Annotated in this window: 11 protein-coding genes; 4 read left to right on the top strand and 7 right to left on the bottom strand. The window is 50.0% G+C overall.

Translation table 11 applies throughout. The features are described from left to right. Positions 1-430: 430 nt before the first annotated feature. The 4 genes from D568_RS19080 to D568_RS0103320 all read right to left on the bottom strand — a co-directional run bounded on the left by D568_RS19080 (position 431) and on the right by D568_RS0103320 (position 9,276). A complete protein-coding gene (locus D568_RS19080; protein ID WP_020208155.1) occupies positions 431-1,969 on the bottom strand; it encodes a tryptophan halogenase family protein in 1,539 nt (512 codons plus the stop codon). Next, positions 1,966-3,480 carry a tryptophan halogenase family protein gene (locus tag D568_RS19075; protein ID WP_020208154.1) on the bottom strand — a complete coding sequence of 505 codons (1,515 nt, stop codon included), beginning with the start codon at positions 3,478-3,480 and terminating at the stop codon, positions 1,966-1,968. Before D568_RS19075 ends, D568_RS19080 begins: the two co-directional genes overlap by 4 nt. 63 nt (positions 3,481-3,543) lie before the next feature. Continuing rightward, positions 3,544-6,285 (bottom strand): TonB-dependent receptor, encoded by a 2,742-nt coding sequence (locus D568_RS0103330; RefSeq protein WP_020208153.1) that lies wholly within the window; start codon positions 6,283-6,285, stop codon positions 3,544-3,546. Positions 6,286-6,714: 429 nt separating this feature from the next. After that, entirely contained in the window at positions 6,715-9,276 is a 2,562-nt protein-coding gene (locus tag D568_RS0103320) for a family 20 glycosylhydrolase (protein WP_020208151.1), read from the bottom strand. Between the two features lie 348 nt (positions 9,277-9,624). Here D568_RS0103320 and D568_RS0103315 point away from each other — a divergent pair, with 348 nt between their 5' ends. Next, positions 9,625-11,247, top strand: a complete 1,623-nt coding sequence (locus D568_RS0103315) for a methyl-accepting chemotaxis protein (RefSeq protein WP_020208150.1) — start codon at positions 9,625-9,627, stop codon at positions 11,245-11,247. Between the two features lie 39 nt (positions 11,248-11,286). Here D568_RS0103315 and trpC read toward each other — a convergent pair whose 3' ends face one another. The 3 genes from trpC to D568_RS0103300 are packed head-to-tail and all read right to left on the bottom strand — an operon-like array spanning position 11,287 to position 13,743. After that, on the bottom strand, positions 11,287-12,087 hold the full coding sequence (gene trpC, locus D568_RS0103310) for an indole-3-glycerol phosphate synthase TrpC (RefSeq protein ID WP_020208149.1): 801 nt from the start codon (positions 12,085-12,087) through the stop codon (positions 11,287-11,289). A gap of 24 nt (positions 12,088-12,111) precedes the next feature. Further along, positions 12,112-13,143, bottom strand: coding sequence for an anthranilate phosphoribosyltransferase (gene trpD, locus D568_RS0103305; RefSeq protein ID WP_020208148.1), 1,032 nt, complete (start codon positions 13,141-13,143; stop codon positions 12,112-12,114). Between the two features lie 3 nt (positions 13,144-13,146). Next, a complete protein-coding gene (locus tag D568_RS0103300) occupies positions 13,147-13,743 on the bottom strand; it encodes an anthranilate synthase component II (RefSeq protein WP_020208147.1) in 597 nt (198 codons plus the stop codon). Between the two features lie 175 nt (positions 13,744-13,918). Here D568_RS0103300 and rfbB point away from each other — a divergent pair, with 175 nt between their 5' ends. The 3 genes from rfbB to rfbC are packed head-to-tail and all read left to right on the top strand — an operon-like array spanning position 13,919 to position 16,454. Continuing rightward, positions 13,919-14,986, top strand: a complete 1,068-nt coding sequence (gene rfbB, locus D568_RS0103290) for a dTDP-glucose 4,6-dehydratase (protein ID WP_020208145.1) — start codon at positions 13,919-13,921, stop codon at positions 14,984-14,986. Further along, entirely contained in the window at positions 14,983-15,867 is an 885-nt protein-coding gene (rfbA, locus tag D568_RS0103285; RefSeq protein ID WP_020208144.1) for a glucose-1-phosphate thymidylyltransferase RfbA, read from the top strand. Before rfbB ends, rfbA begins: the two co-directional genes overlap by 4 nt. Beyond that, entirely contained in the window at positions 15,864-16,454 is a 591-nt protein-coding gene (rfbC, locus tag D568_RS0103280; protein WP_020208143.1) for a dTDP-4-dehydrorhamnose 3,5-epimerase, read from the top strand. The genes rfbA and rfbC overlap by 4 nt, the downstream gene beginning before the upstream one ends. The last annotated feature ends 4 nt before the right edge of the window (positions 16,455-16,458 follow it).

Genomic DNA, 16,458 nt, shown 5'->3' with positions numbered 1-16,458 from the left:
TAATGTTATTTTCAAACTTAATGACGGCTCCAGCAGCGGTTACCCCACCCCCGAGTCCGCCGGACGAACTCAATCGACTTTTCTTATGGATATAGCACTTGCACGTAGTCACAACGCAAGCGATATATAGATTTACTAGCCCTTAATTTTGATCATTAGAAAGCTCGCATGTTACGGAATGTAGTTTTACACCCGCCCCGACAACGTTGTCAAGAAAGTTTTTTGAAGCCGCTTACGTTAGCAACAGAGACACCCAGACTGCAGGTTACTTATTAACCTTTAAATAACAGAGAGTTACAGAATTTTTACCGTATAAACAAACCTCTTTATCTCACCAAAATATGAAAAAAAACACGCCAATGACAACGTTGTTCACCATGAACCCCCGGACAGATGAATAGCCGTTTCTGTATCACGCAGACTCGAAAGCTCAGCCCGCTATCGCCAGTGTGCACTGGCGAGCCAAACGCGCGTTATGCTCCTTGAATCGACACTGGGGATGATATGCCATTGCTGGGGTATGCCGAAAAGCCTTGCCAAACTCACCTTTACCGGCCAACAGACAGTACCAGGACGTTTTGTGATAAACCAAAGCATCCTTTACCTCGTTTAACGCCGCATCAAAGCTATCCTGCCCCCTCCAGGCGAGCAACAAGCATCGCAGTACTGGGGAGACATGGTCATTCGTACGAGCTACTCGCCAGTAGTTGGTATCGGTGCGGGCACTGACCAAATAATGTGCCTGTAAATAATCGATATTACCGTCAATAAGTCGATTGACCGAGTGGTTGAACTCGTCGCGCGCCGTGGCAGTGGCAGTGGCACCCTCTTGTTCATAGAGCTCAATAAACCGCTCACAACTGAATTGAATAATTCGCAACATCGGCGCCTCTAAAGGCTCTAAAAAACCCTGTGACAAACCAATGGCAACGCAGTTTTTTTCCCAGTGACGCTGAAGCCGCCCAGGTTGCCAACTCAACCTGCGTGCAGAAAAAGCGTCTGAATCACTGCCCAATTGAGTGCGCAGTTGGCGCTCTATTTCATCAAACGACGTATCGTCGCTGTTAAACACATAGCCGTTCCCCCAACGCTCAGTGAGAGGAATACGCCACATCCATCCATTGGGCTTAGCCTCCGCCAAAGTTTCGGTCGGATAGCGCCATCGGTTATCGCTGTGCTTGTCAGAAGCGCAATTGACCTCGTTACTCGGAGTATGACTGGAGGGCAGCGCTATGGCCGCATTATTGACTAAGCGATCACGACAACTGATAAAGGGCACCCGTAAAGCTTCGCGCATGAGCACCGACTTAAACCCTGAACAGTCGATAAAAAGGTCGCCGCCTACTCGCCCTTCGCGCTCCAGCTGCAAGGTAATGATATCGCCCGTATCCCCTCGTTCGACGTCAACGACTGTGTCATCAACATGAGCAACCCCCAATGCTTGTGCGTGCTTTTTAAGAAATTCACCCAGCAACTGTGAATCAAAATGATAGCCGTAATCTGTGAGTGGCTTTTCAGAGCCGTCAGAAATTCGCGCAAACGGTGTTCGCCCCTCTTTTGCAATGGCGCTGGAGGCAAAATAATCATCCGGCACAGGGGACAGGTCATAGCCCATACGCCGTGCGTAGCAATCTTTAAAAAACTGTACGGCGCCAGAGTGGTCTAACTCCGTATTAAATGGGTGAAAGTAGCTGTTAAAGCCTGCCCTTTCAGACCAGCCATCAAAACGAATTCCACACTTATAGGTGGCGTTACAGGCGGGCATCCATACGTTTTCGGCAATACCAAGTTCCGCAAAAAAATCACGCAGAAAAGGGGTAGAGCCCTCGCCAACCCCCACGGTACCGATGACCTGGGATTCCACCACCGTCACAGCGACATTTTTAGCTTTCCAGCGGTGCGCCAGTAAACAGGCGCACATCCATCCCGCAGAACCGCCACCAACAATAACGATACGAGCAGGGTTCACGATTTGGCCTTTGCTTTTACACGTTCGGAGTACGCCTTCAATAACGTTCGCTGATCAGGGAAGGCGTGTTGTGCTTTCGCCTTACATTTTGCAGCTGCAATCTGATCGAACTGACGATGGCAGTTGCTTGACTTAAAACACCCCATGCCGGCCAACAACACGTACCAGGAGGGGCGCAAATACGCTAATTCATTATGCTGATGCTGCAAAACCGCATCAAAGTCTTCGCCTTTGCGCCATGCCTCAATTAATATCGCCAGTGTTGGTGGCACAGGTGCATCACGGCAATCGCGCCAATACGCCGTATCGCTGCGACTGTTCATGCGATAGTGCGCACAAATATAATCCAACACACCGTCGGTTAAGCAATTAACCTTGTCATTCACCTGCTGCTGGTTATTTTCCAGTACAGGTTTTGCTGAATCAAAAGAGCGTATAAAGGTATCAACGGTGTATTGCACCAGCATAAGCGCGGTAGCTTCCAGCGGTTCAATAAACCCCTGAGACAAACCGACACTAAGACAGTTTTTGTGCCAATGCTCGCTCAAACGGCCCACCTTCATCGACAAATGACGAACATTGGCCCCTTGTTTTTCAGCCCCTAAAAAACTCAACAATTCGTGCTCGGCCTGATCGTTTGAACAGTACTTCGAGCTATAAACATAGCCGTTACCTGTGCGGCTTTGTAACGGAATTTTCCAGGCCCAGCCATTTTTCAGGGCGGTGGATGTTGTCTGAGCCTGAAGAGTTGAATCCGCTTTTGTCATAACGGTAACGGCGCGATCATTAAAGAGGTAATCCGCGTAGCTTTTAAACGTTAAAGCATACGTTTGCTGACTTAAAAGCCCACTAAAGCCTGTGCAATCGACAAACATATTTGCCCGCATCAAACCACTGGTGCGCGTTTGCAAAGCCTTTATAGCTCCGTCCTTATCGTTCAGAAAAACCTTATCCACATGATCAATGACACATTTAACGCCGAGATTTTGTGCATTACGTTTTAAAAACTGGCCGAGCTTTACTGCATCAAAATGATATCCGTAGTCGATATTCAACGACGGATCTTTCGCAACCGGTGCCAGCCCCAACGCAGCCAAGGGCTGATTCACAAAATAATCGTCTGGGTGTACTGGCTGGCCAACCCCTCGCAAGGCTTTTTTACTAAATTCAAAGAAGGGTTCGGCGGTAGGAATATCTAATTCAGAAAAAAACGGGTGAAAATAACTTTCAAAGCCTGAAACTTCAGACCATCCTGGAAAACGGATTCCAGCTTTATAGGTCGCATCACACTCGGGCATCCAGACAGAGTCTTCAACCCCCAGTGTGTTAAAAAACTGTTTTAAATAAGGCGTTGAGCCCTCACCCACTCCAATTGGGGCAACTTTGTCTGACTCTATCAAAGTAACTTCAGCATCGGGGCAATGATGTTTAATTAAATTTGCAGCCATCCAGCCAGCAGTACCGCCACCAACAATGATCAGGTTAAGACCATTGAGAGAGTTGTTAATCATATCAATTCACCGAGAAAAAGGGCTGGCCCGAGGGCCAGCCAAGGTGAGAAAAGCCAACGGGCTTTAGAACTTGTAGCTCGCACCAACAAAAATGCGCTGACCATTAGAGAACGAGGTTCCACCTAAACGAGCACCATCGGTTGCTCTGATGTAGTAGTTCTCTATGACTTCATCGGTGAGATTGAGCGCCTCAAGCTTCAGGCTCAAATTATCGGTAACATAGTATGAGATTTGAGCGTCCAGCTGTACTTGCTCATCGCGCATCTGGTTACCAATTTCAGTTTGTGCCATAAAGTATTCTGAACGATAGCTGTAGTTCATCCGCGCACTGATAACATCATTCTCGTAGAACGCACCCAGGTTGTAAGTGTCTTTCGAGGCATTGGGGAAGCGAACTGTGCTGGTTTCAAGCGTTGCACCAGTGATGTTTCCTTCATCGTCGAGAACGGGCACAGCATTTTGAACTTCTGCAGGGCTGACATCGGTGTAGGTGTAGTTAGCCAACAAACCAAAACCAGAATCAAAGGTATGGGTAAATTGCACCTCAACACCGTCAATATTCGACGCACCACCGTTTTCCGGACGCTGTAACTGGTTATACTGCACACCATCAATTTCAGCGCTTACGGTTTGGTTAAAGACAAAGTTGGTAATGTCTTTTTTAAACGCCGTCGCACTCAAGTTAGACGCATCAGCAAAATACCACTCGATGCCCATTTCGTACTGATCCGCCACCAGAGGTTTTAGATTCGGGTTACCCGCGGTACCTCGGCCCGTCTCTGGCGTAAGGTTAAACGAAGGTGCCAACTGGAAAGGTGCTGGACGGGTCAGGGCACGGCCTGCGGCAAAACGCAGCACGACTTCTTCGGTCAAATCGTAGGCTACGTTCAAGCTGGGCAAAAACTCGGCGTAATCAGACTCGTAGGCATCCTGAGCCGAACCGTCTGCATTGTAGCCGTAAGCCAACTGATCTGTTTCAACGTAACGCAAACCAACGTTACCGCGAATACCATCACTTTCAAAAGTTGCCATGGCGTAAAGCGCGGTAATATCTTCTTCAACTTCGAAAGACGCCAAGTTTTGAATTTGATCATCCACGCGGCACAACACTGTGGTATCTGTTGCACAAGGGTCAACTGCATAGAAGGCGTTGTACATCAACTCACGGTCGGGCATGAAGTAGGTTTGGCTACCGCGGCCTGCAGTTGCAGAATGATCAACGGTAATCATGTCACCGGTCCAGAAGTCGCCGGCTGGCCCCAGACTACCTTCACCGGTAGGGTTGAAGTTGGCGAGATTGGTCTGAAAACGCATTTGCGAGAAGGAGCGGTCGCGAACTTTTGCACCGAAGCTCAACATGTTCACCGCACCAAGATCAACTTCTAAGTCGTAATCCAACTGCGCATAGTTTTCTTGATCTTCAGCGGTGTTAATTTGATCAAAAGCGCCGCCCAGCCAAAGTTCGTCGGTAGGGTTGCTCAACCATTCGTTGTAGCTGGTAAAATCTATGTACGGAGTCTGGCCGCCGGGGTTATAAAAATCAAAGCCGGTACGCTCGTCGGTAGGGGCACCCCAAAATTCGGTAAAGAAATCGCGGTTGGTGCCTTCACCGGTTGTTTGCCCCACTTGCCAATGCAACTGGTGCGGGCCATTGTAATAGGTCCCTTCAAAGTCGATCACCTCGGTACTCATTTCTGAGCCATCGCGGTAAATATTGTCGTACGCCAGAAAGCGAGACCAGCTCGCCGCCTCGTGGTTTTCACCACCACGAACGTACAGCTCGTCGGTAATGCCCTGCTCGTTGGTATTACCCATGTCGGTGTCAGTGCCTAAATAAGCAACGCCGCGAAATGGAATACCAATCAGATTAGAGTTAACGTTATCCGCTTCCATTTCCGATGACAGGTAATGCAATGACATATCAAGGTTATCAGAAGGGGCAAACTGTGCCGTAATATCGATACCGGTACGTTTGCGGTCCTGTTCAAATAACGCCGAACCCATCCCCCAAGGAATTGCACCTTTATCATCGTTGGTACCGTCGGCCAACGTCGGGCCTTCCATCAAACCTTCTACACGTGCCACTGAGGGTCCGAAGTACCCAAAGTCTTCCATCCCTTCACGGAATACTGAACGATTTTGCTGCGACAACGAAACCATCACACCGAAGCTGTCCGCATCGTTTTTCCAGCTGTACATAGCTGACGCGGCCGGGTCGAAATTCTCACCGTTTGAGCTGTACTGACCTTCTATACTGGCGTGAAAAGTGTTTGCATCCAAATCAAGCGGCTTGCGGGTGCGCAGAATAACAGTCCCCCCCAGGCCACCTTCATCAATGTCGGCCTGCGCCGACTTATACACCTCAACCCCAGCAATCATTTCCGAGGCAAGAATTTCGTAATTGAAGTTACGAGTTGGGTTAGACAGTACAAACCAGTTACTGGTACCCACTGCCTGGCCGTTAAGCAGAGTAATGTTTTGGTCTGGAGCCACGCCACGAATGGTAACGCCCTGGCCTTCACCAAAGTCACGATCAATGGTAATACCGGGAATGCGCGCCAAAGATTCGGCGACGTTTTTATCGGGAAATTTACCAATATCTTCAGCGGTAATAGCATCCACCACGGAGCTGGCATCGCGCTTCATGTCCAAGGAGGACTCAAGCGAACCGCGAATACCGGTTACCACCACTTCTTCAAATAATTGCTCGGTTTCCTGAGCCTGTGCCATTACCGGCAGCAATAAACAACTGGCAATACTGGATGCCAGCATTTTCTTTTGGAAACCACGATGACCCATTTTCATAACCACATCCTCACATCTAAGCTTTTAGGAAAGTCGATCAGGCCGTTGTGTTAACAGTCTGTGATTGCTGCTTTGCACCACAACCGACTTGAGTCCCCCTCGCCTCTTGTTAGTTTTTGCGCACTGCTGCAACGCACGATGCAGTAAACAAATAACCCTTGGGCTTTTTCAGGGAGTGGCTATTGTTTTACGGCTTAAATGACAACGTTGTCAAACGGTTTTAAAGCGATTTTTTAAAAAAACTTCCGCCTCAAAAAAATCGCATTTAAAGGATGCAAAAAAATTTACGCGTCGATTAACCGCACCAACAAAAAGCACAAGCTTGTTTAATTATTGCACCACAAAAAGACACAGAAAAAAGAGGTCGCGCACATAAAAAAGCCCGATCAGAAAACCTGACCGGGCTTGAAAGGTAAAACAAACGTCTACTTAATGATGAAGTGTTACTTGCTCTGCGCGACTACTTAGCTCACCTAACCGCGCTCTGATATAAAGATCCTCACCCTCCAGCTTGAACGGCCGCTGGTAAAGCTGCCAGCTCTCACCATCCACGCTGTATTCAAGCTCGGATTCTGGATAAGAGCTATTAAGTTGTACCAAGCCATTTTTTACAAGAGCACCAGGCGGGGGAATATACAGCGCCGCCCCCTGCGCTTGCAGACGGGGAATTTCGCGGCCAAACAGCGCGCTGGAAAACCCCTGGTAGTCGGCTTGGCGTTGCTGCTGCGAGCGCGTTGCCTCCCACGGCGCTTTATGCCAGGCACGCTCCGCCATGACGATCATTCTCGGGTAAATCATTTGCTCCAACTGAACTGCGGTGCGGATTGTCTCGCTCCATACCTGCCCCTGAATGCCCAGTATGTTCTCAGGTTTTTGCAATGGCGGCAGCGGACGTCCCACCAAGGCTTCAAGGTTTTCAATGGCATCACCGTTACGGGTAAAGTCTGCGTTGGCATACATGTCATCAGGCAGGTAGTTAAACACTTTGCCGATGTCGGTATAACGCGCAGCCCAGTAATAGCCACGCTCCTGCGGATGCGCCTCATGTGGGTGATCAAAATACAAATGTGTGGCGTGTGATAAAACCACCTGGTAGCCGTTATTGGCCAGGCGATAAGCCCGGTCGGCCACACCCCACTCCCAAATATTATCCCAGGCATTGGCGATCACATGGTCGTTCACAAACTGCTTACGATTAAAGGTGTTAGTGGGGTCATACATCAAACCGTCTTCCCAGCCAGCTAAATCCAAACCTCGTTCACTGGCCAGCTCAGAAACACGACTGACAAAGTAAGGCTTTAAATCGGCGGGCCCGGCCACCCCCAGTTCGCGGGCAAACAGCTGCTGACAAACAGGCGAGGCACTCCAGGAACCCTTACCCACTTCATCGCCCCCCATGTGAAAGGTGGACAGTTTCAGGCCCGCTTCGCGATACATTTGTTGCAGCTCGTAGATCACCTTATCGACAAACCGATAGGTGGATTCCAGGCAGACATTAATGGAGTTATCGGTGTAGTTCTGTACGGTAAGATACTCAGACGCATCCTCGGGGTCAGCCAGCAAATACTCTTTTGCACCGGCCTCATCCCCTGCCTGTATGAGCTTAGTGTAGCGGGCGTCCATCGCCTTTACGGCCGCCCGAGCGTGTCCCGGCATATCAATTTCAGGGATAACCTCGATATGACGGGCAGCGGCATAGCGTAAGATTTCAACAAAGTCTGCTTTACTGTAAAAACCGTTACCTGAGCCACTGGAGTCAGGTCCAGTGCCTAGCTGGGTCAACAAACATTGGGTTTCTTCTAAATCAAAACAGCGGTTAGCCCCTACTTCGGTCAGCTCGGGCAACCCCGGAATCTCTAAACGCCAACCTTCATCTTCGGTTAAGTGCATGTGCAACTTATTGAGCTTATAACGCCCCATCTGCTCAATAAGCCGCAGGGTCACCTCTTGGCCATGAAAGTTGCGCCCCATATCGTAATGCATACCGCGCCACCCAGCGCGTGGGCTATCGCTGATGCTGGCGTTTTTAACGCTTACCCCTTTGTCTGTTTTGTGAGCCAGCGCCAGCAAACTTTGCACACCATAAAAGGCACCTGCAGCATCTCGACCATCAATCACAATACGGTCATCGTCAATTTTAACGACATAAGATTCTGCCGCCTCTGGTACTGGCAGCTTTTTTTCACCCTGCCCGGTAGCACGAAGAAAGATTGTAGGGCCTTGCGAAGGAACATGATCAGCCTGCAACGGCAAGGTAAAGCCATACAACTCTTGCAAGCGAGTGTTTAAATACTCCGCCTCTGTTTTTAAACTTCCAGCGTAACGCAGTTGCCACTCAGCACTCAGCAGTGCCTCTCCGCGATGGGTCTGCATGGAAACCGGGGCTGGAATAATACGCCGTGTAACCGCGTCTTTATCAATCGTCGCCAGATCGGCATTTTGATGATAGCGGCTTTGCGCTGTGGCAATCTGGTAGTTATCTTGCGGATTTCGCAACTGCTGTTCAGGCTTAACAATAGGTGCCACAAACGCGGTCATATCTTCCGTATCGGTATTGGCAAAAACCTCAGCGTTTAACCCATCCGCCACCATAAACGAACGCGGCATAAAATCGGTGTAACTCACCATGTGCGCGGAAGGTTGATAAAGAACGTTGAGCGCAGCGCCAGGCTTGAGCCCTGCAAAATTCTCGGTAGGAACCAGGCGGTGTAAATCTCCCTGAACATGCTCAATTTGTACGGGCTGATCCACCAGCGGCGCAATTTTTCTCACCGAGTGAAAGTAAACCGCCCAACCTGACGCGGGCATACTCAGCTCTGACTGGTTGTCCAAGGTAAGCTGCATCTGCTTACCCTGCTCATTGAAATTAGAGACTACGGCAAACGTCAGTTCGGCCGAATCGGTAAACGTCGCCAGCTGGGTCTGAGACCATTCAGCCGCCTGCGCCACAGAACAGCCAGCTACCGCCAGCCATGCAATCAGTCGCTTCATTGTTATTTTCCTCTTTATCATTTACTTACACGAAATCTAAGCCTGACCCCAAGCCCGAGCAAACAGACAACGTTGTCAGAATACACGAAAGAACGCTTATTACCACCTAAATTAGCCGTTGCCAAACAAGCCTCAATAAAACTTTACGCCACCAGCGCACAAAATGGGGGCGCACACTCTGTAAATTGCACCAATTTAAAATCTTCTATATAGCCAAACACCTAAGTCTTTTCTACGTCTTAAACGCAAGAGGAATATTGCGCCACAATATATTGACAACGTTGTCCACCATTTGTTTACCTTGACGAAACTGTCTACTACATCGAGCACTAAAAAAGAGAGGCTGGCATGACACTGCGCTGTAAAATGTGGGTTTTATCCGGCCTGATATTAGCAGGCTTACTGATCATTGTTAGCGTAGGGTTATGGACATTACGCCAAGCTACCAGCCTCGATAACGAAGCGCGGGTAAAACAGCTGCTCGCAAGCACCTATTCTACGGTCACCGAGATGGAACGACTCGCGGCCAGCGGTGCCATCACCGACCTGCAAGCCCAGGAAACTGCCACAGCATTACTTCGTCAAAATATCTATCACGACTCAGAATACGTTTACGTAGCCGATCAAAACCTCGATTTTATCGCCGCCCCTCTCGACCCCGAACTGCACAACACCAGCTTTCACGAATTTAAAGACGCCGACAGTAACAGTGTCGGACATATCATGTTACAAGCCCTTGAGCAGGCCAACGGCGGGCTGGCCCAATACCCTTGGTCGCAACGTCAAGCCGATGGATCTGTAGAAGAGAAGCTGTCCATTGCTCAACGCACCCCCCGCTGGGGTTGGATTGTGGGAACAGGTATTGGTTTTAACGAGGTGAATCAACGTTTCTGGGCTAGCGCTAGTAATCAATTGCTGATCTGCCTGGTCATTATTTTACTGATAGTTATTCCTGTTCACCTGGCTGTTAGCGGTATCCAAAAAGGGTTAGGCGGCGAGTTGAATGAAGTTTTGCAGCTGGTGCGTAAAGTGGCCGGAGGCGACTTGAGTGAAAATGATCCAGTTCATCTCGCTCCAGAGGACAGCATTTACGCTTCAGTGTTGAAAATGCGCCACGGCCTACGTGAAATGATGGCGACCATGACCTCTGCCGCACAAACCTTAAATGGCATTAGCGATGACATGGTGGGCAAAGCCCAGGCCAGCAGCACAATGGCTGAAGAGCAAAGCGAAGCAACAACAAAAATTGCCAGCGTGGCTGAAGAGTTTAACCAACAGACCATGCAGGCAATGAGCGAAGCGGAGAAAGCTCGCAGCCAAACCCACGCGGCCTCACAAACTTCAGAGTCAGGCCGCCTAGCCATTGCCAGTGCTGTTGCTCGCTTCACCGATATTGATCAGACAGTCGCCTCAACACAGCAAAGCATTGATGAACTGGCCGCAAAAATCGACAGTATTTCTGCGGTGGTATCTGTCATCACGGCGGTGGCAGAACAAACCAATTTACTCGCGCTTAATGCCGCGATTGAAGCTGCCCGCGCTGGTGAACAAGGTCGCGGCTTTGCCGTGGTGGCTGATGAAGTGCGTCAACTGGCGTCGCGTACCACTCAAGCCACCGAAGAGATTTCAAGCTCAATCAATGCGGTTCAATACAGCAGCCGTGACAGCAAAAGTCAAATGGACACGATGGTAAAAGAATTACAACAAGGCATTGAGCAAACCAAACAAGGAGGAGCCACGGTAGAATCCATTCGTGAAGAAACCAAAGTGGTCGAGGACATCGTATCGCATATTGGGCAGGCTATGGCAGAGCACGTCGAAGCCAGCGGCCTTATTTTACAGTACGTAAGCCAGGTGGAAGAGCTGTCCATTAATGCCAAAAATACGGCGCAAGGGGCACTAGACAGCTCTCGACAAATTCGCCACGCCACTCACCGCCTTAGCCACCAACTGGAGCAATTCCGCCTATAAAGCCAGCATCAATCTTAACGCAGGGGTCGAATTACTGAATTACTCGGAAAAAAACTCTTGCAAACTTTTACCAGGATCAGCCTGACGCATAAAAGCCTCACCCACCAAGAAGGCATTGACATCGGCCTGACGCATTAAAGCCACATCAGAAGGCGATAAAATACCACTTTCTGTCACAACTAACCGCTCCTTATCGATATGAGGCAGAAGCTGGAAGGTGGTCTCTAAACTGACTTCAAAGGTATGCAGATTGCGATTATTAATCCCTATTAATTTATTCGGTAACGTTAAAGCAATATCCAGCTCTGCTTTATCGTGCACTTCAACCAAAACATCTAAACCTAAATCGAGAGCAAATTGATTCAACTCTGTGAGCCTCTGCGCCGTCAATGCGGCAACAATCAGCAACACACAATCAGCCCCCATGGCACGAGCCTCAAGCAGTTGGTACTCGTCCACCAGAAAATCTTTGCGTATAACCGGCAGGGTTACTGCCGCACGAGCTTGCTGTAAGTAGGTATCACATCCTTGAAAGAAATCTTTGTCGGTTAACACCGATAAACAGGCAGCCCCACCACGCTCATAGCTTTGCGCAAGCTCTGCGGGAACAAAGTCTTCACGAATAACCCCCTTGCTGGGAGATGCCTTTTTAATTTCAGCAATAACCGCTGCCTCACCCGCAGCCACTTTTGCCTCTAATGCATGTACAAACCCCCGGGTCTCAGGTTGCAATGCCGCTTTTTTTTCAAGCTCTGAGGCACTAACCAGTGTCTTTCGCTCGGCAATTTCTTCCCATTTACGGGCGATAATGTTCTTTAAAATCGTAGGAGTGTCCGACATAACATTTTCAATTCAGTTGATTTATTAAGCAAAGCACTGCGTAAACGCTGCTAATTCGTTAAGCTTTTCACCGGCCAAACCAGACCCTATGGCATCCTGGGCCATCGATACACCCTCTACAAGAGAGTCTGCGATTCCGCTTACGTAAATGGCAGCGCCTGCATTCAGTGCAATAATGTCAGCGGCTTTCTGCCCTACGGCATCGGGTTTACGCGCCAACGCATTTTGGATTAAAGCTAAAGATTGCTCGGCGCTCTCCACCGCAAGCCCAATTAAACTTTGGCTACTGATGTTAAAGTCTTCGGGCTTGATTTGATATTCACGCACTTCGCCAGCTTTTAACTCGGCCACATGGGTTTCACGGGCGAGGGATATTTCATCCAGACCATCGGCGGCGTGTACCACCAGAACGTGCTCGCTACCAAGTCTACTTAGCACCTCGGCCATAGGACGGCATAGCTTATCGCTGAACACACCTATTACCTGGCGCTTAACATTGGCGGGGTTTGTCATAGGCCCCAACATGTTAAAGATGGTGCGCAGGCCCAGCTCTTTGCGGGGGCCGATGGCGTGCTTCATTGCTCTGTGATGAGCTGGGGCAAACATAAACCCCACTCCCAGCTCTTCAACGCTGCGAGCCACTTGCTCAGCAGTTAAATTAAGGTTTACACCTGCCGCCTCCAGCAGATCAGCGCTTCCGGTAGAGCTGGATACCGAGCGATTACCGTGCTTGGCAACACTGCCCCCGGCTGCCGCCACCACAAAAGCACTGGCGGTAGAGACATTAAACAAATTAGCGCCATCACCGCCGGTGCCACAGGTATCGACCAAGTTCTCAGCGTTTATTTCAACTCGGCTTGCCAATTCACGCATAACTGTCGCGGCGCCAGTAATTTCGTCAAGGGTCTCACCTTTCATACGCAACCCCATTAGCAGCGCACCTATCTGGGCCGAAGTTGCCTCACCGGTCATGACTTGACGCATAACCTGTATCATTTCATCAGTCGACAAATCCACCTGAGCCACGATTTGCGCTAACGCTTGCTTTATGTCCACGGATTAGCCCCTCTGCTGACTGCCGGATTGTTGTAAGAAGTTCTGTAAGAGCTCGTGGCCCTGTTCGGTTTTTATCGACTCTGGGTGAAACTGAACACCCTCAAGGATATATTCACGGTGGCGAAACCCCATTACCTCACGCGCCCCTATCTGGTTAACACTCCAGCTCGTCACTTCAAAATCAGCCGGTAAAGAGGATTCATCAACCACCAACGAGTGATAGCGTGTAACCGTGAGCGGGTTATCCAGGCCTTTGAACACACCAGCACCGCCATGCTGTAGCTGGCATGTTTTGCCGTGCATTACCTGATGGGCTTGAACCACTGAACCACCAAAAGCCTCGGCAATGCATTGATGCCCAAGACAAACACCAAGAATGGGAATTTTACCAGAAAACGCCCTGATCGCCTGCACGCAGATACCCGCCTCTGCAGGCCGTCCCGGCCCCGGAGAAATCACCATGGCTTGCGGGCCCAACTGAGCTATTTCATCCAGGCCCAGGCAGTCGTTTCGACGCACCTCGACCTCGGCCCCCAGCTCTTCAAAGTAATGGACCAGGTTATAGGTGAAAGAATCATAGTTGTCGATCATCAACAGCATGGCAGAGCCTATGGCGAGCAAGAGCGAAATGCTAGGCGCTGACGGCCGGAAATTCAAGGCCTGGGACACGGTGAACATCTTGTTACTACTCTGAGTCGGGGCCATAAGGTATGATGTCGCCCTTGCAACCACGCTCGGCCAGAATGGAAACCTTTAACGGATAACCGCGAACGCAATGAATATTATTGTTACCGGAGGCGCAGGTTTTATCGGATCTGCCGTCATCAGATACCTTATCAACCACACCGACCATCGCGTCATCAACCTGGATAAGCTCACCTACGCTGGCAACCTAGAGTCGCTGACGGAGGTATCCGATAGCGACCGCTACCAGTTTGAGCAGGTGGACATCTGTGATGCTATTGCCATTGCAGGTGTGTTTGCCAAGCATCAACCCGATGCGATTATGCACTTGGCGGCCGAAAGCCATGTGGACCGCTCCATCACCAACGCTGGCGAATTTATTCAAACCAATATTATTGGCACCTATACCTTGCTGGAGCAATCACGGCGTTATTTTGATGGGCTGCCCGATGATGCTAAAGCACGCTTTCGCTTCCATCACGTTTCCACCGATGAAGTCTACGGAGACCTGGAAGGCACCGACGACCTGTTCACCGAAACCACATCGTACGCCCCCAGCTCACCCTATTCGGCCAGCAAAGCCAGTTCTGACCACTTGGTAAGAGCCTGGCAGCGCACATACAAGCTACCCACCGTGGTGACCAACTGCTCCAACAACTACGGCCCGTATCACTTCCCGGAAAAGTTTATCCCACACATGATACTCAGTGCGCTTGCGGGTAAACCCTTACCGATTTACGGAGACGGCAATCAAATCCGCGACTGGCTGTATGTCGAAGATCACGCTCGCGCATTGGTAAAGGTACTGCTGGAAGGAGAAATTGGCGAAACCTACAACATCGGCGGCCACAACGAGAAACGCAACATTGACGTTGTGCACCTGCTGTGCGACCTCCTCGAAGAATTGGCCAGCGAGCAAAAACCAAGCAGCATAGCCCGCTACAAGGACCTGATTACGTTTGTCAAAGATCGTCCGGGCCACGACTTGCGCTACGCCATCGACGCATCGAAAATCGATAAAGAACTCGGCTGGCGTCCCCAGGAAACCTTCGAAACAGGTCTGCGTAAAACCGTGCAGTGGTACCTCGATAACCAACACTGGTGGAGCAATGTACTCAGCGGCCACTACCAACTGGAACGCATAGGGTTAGATTCATGAAAGGCATCATACTCGCTGGCGGCAGCGGCACACGCTTATATCCCATAACCCAAGGGGTCTCCAAACAGCTGATTCCCGTTTATGACAAGCCGATGATTTACTACCCGCTGTCTATATTAATGCTGGCGGGAATTCAGGATATTTTAATTATCACCACCCCTGAAGACCAAAGCAGTTTCCAACGCCTGCTCGGAGACGGACAACATCTGGGCCTTACGTTTGAATACATCGCCCAGCCGTCACCCGATGGCTTGGCTCAGGCCTTTATACTGGGGGAGCAATTTATTGGCGACGATTCCGTTTGCCTGGTGCTGGGCGATAACATTTACTACGGCCACCACCTCTCAGAAACCTTGCAAAGTGCCGTAGCCAATGCCGATCAAGACCAGGCAACCGTATTTGGCTATCACGTTCACGACCCGGAACGGTATGGCGTAGTGGAGTTCGATCGCAACGGCAACGCCATCAGCATCGAAGAAAAACCCGAAAAGCCTAAGTCTCATTACGCGGTAACAGGTTTGTACTTTTACCCTAACGACGTCGTAAAAAAGGCGCAGCAGGTAAAACCTTCCAAGCGCGGCGAACTTGAGATTACCAGCATCAACCAAATGTACCTGGACGACAGCCGCCTTAAAGTAGAGCTGATGGGGCGCGGTTACGCCTGGTTAGATACAGGCACCCACGAAAGCCTGCTGGAAGCAGCGCAATTTATTGAAACCATTGAAAAGCGCCAGGGCTTAAAAGTAGCGTGTATTGAGGAAATCGCTTACGAACTCGGATACATCAGCCGCGAGCAACTACAAAGCCTGGCCGCGCCTTTAGCCAAAAACCAGTACGGACAATACTTGCTGCGCCGTGCAGAAGAGGAGCGCGCTCTGTGAAAATAACACCGCTCTCGATTCCCGAAGTCTTGCTTGTCGAGCCCAAGGTGTTTGGTGATTCACGTGGCTACTTTTTTGAGTCTTTTCGCCAAGACCTCTTTGAAGCCGCAACCGGTTATCCGGTCAACTTTATTCAGGATAACGAATCGTTTTCCGCTCGCGGCGTTTTGCGCGGCCTCCATTACCAGCGTGCACCCTACGCGCAAAGCAAGCTGGTTCGGGTTATTCAGGGCGAAGTACTTGATGTTGCCGTGGATATTCGCGTTGGCAGCCCAACCTTTGGCCAACATGTAGCAGCACGACTGAGCAGCGACAATAAACATCAATTGTTCGTGCCTCGTGGCTTCGCCCACGGGTTTGTGGTGTTGAGCGAGACAGCGATCTTTGCCTATAAAGTCGATAACCTGTACGCCCCCGAACATGATAACGGCATTCACTTTGCCGATCGCCAACTGGCCATAGACTGGGGCATTGATTCAAACGAAATCCAAACATCAGAAAAAGACAAAACATTGAGCACACTCAGCGAAAAACTTACCACCGAACCGGATTCGCTTTTTCGTTACGAGCAAAACCTGTACGAGTAGCACT

It is taken from the genome of Gilvimarinus chinensis DSM 19667, from assembly GCF_000377745.1.
Classification (GTDB): domain Bacteria; phylum Pseudomonadota; class Gammaproteobacteria; order Pseudomonadales; family Cellvibrionaceae; genus Gilvimarinus; species Gilvimarinus chinensis.
This window is presented reverse-complemented; position numbering and strand designations above follow the sequence as displayed.

What these genes read in the sequence shown, in the direction of transcription:
- rfbB (WP_020208145.1), top strand. Translation starts at nt 13,919, where the DNA reads ATGAATATTATTGTTACCGGAGGCGCAGGTTTTATCGGATCTGCCGTC.
- D568_RS0103330 (WP_020208153.1), bottom strand. Translation starts at nt 6,285, where the DNA reads ATGAAAATGGGTCATCGTGGTTTCCAAAAGAAAATGCTGGCATCCAGT.
- D568_RS0103300 (WP_020208147.1), bottom strand. Translation starts at nt 13,743, where the DNA reads ATGCTGTTGATGATCGACAACTATGATTCTTTCACCTATAACCTGGTC.
- D568_RS0103315 (WP_020208150.1), top strand. Translation starts at nt 9,625, where the DNA reads ATGACACTGCGCTGTAAAATGTGGGTTTTATCCGGCCTGATATTAGCA.
- trpC (WP_020208149.1), bottom strand. Translation starts at nt 12,087, where the DNA reads ATGTCGGACACTCCTACGATTTTAAAGAACATTATCGCCCGTAAATGG.
- rfbA (WP_020208144.1), top strand. Translation starts at nt 14,983, where the DNA reads ATGAAAGGCATCATACTCGCTGGCGGCAGCGGCACACGCTTATATCCC.
- D568_RS19075 (WP_020208154.1), bottom strand. Translation starts at nt 3,480, where the DNA reads ATGATTAACAACTCTCTCAATGGTCTTAACCTGATCATTGTTGGTGGC.
- D568_RS0103320 (WP_020208151.1), bottom strand. Translation starts at nt 9,276, where the DNA reads ATGAAGCGACTGATTGCATGGCTGGCGGTAGCTGGCTGTTCTGTGGCG.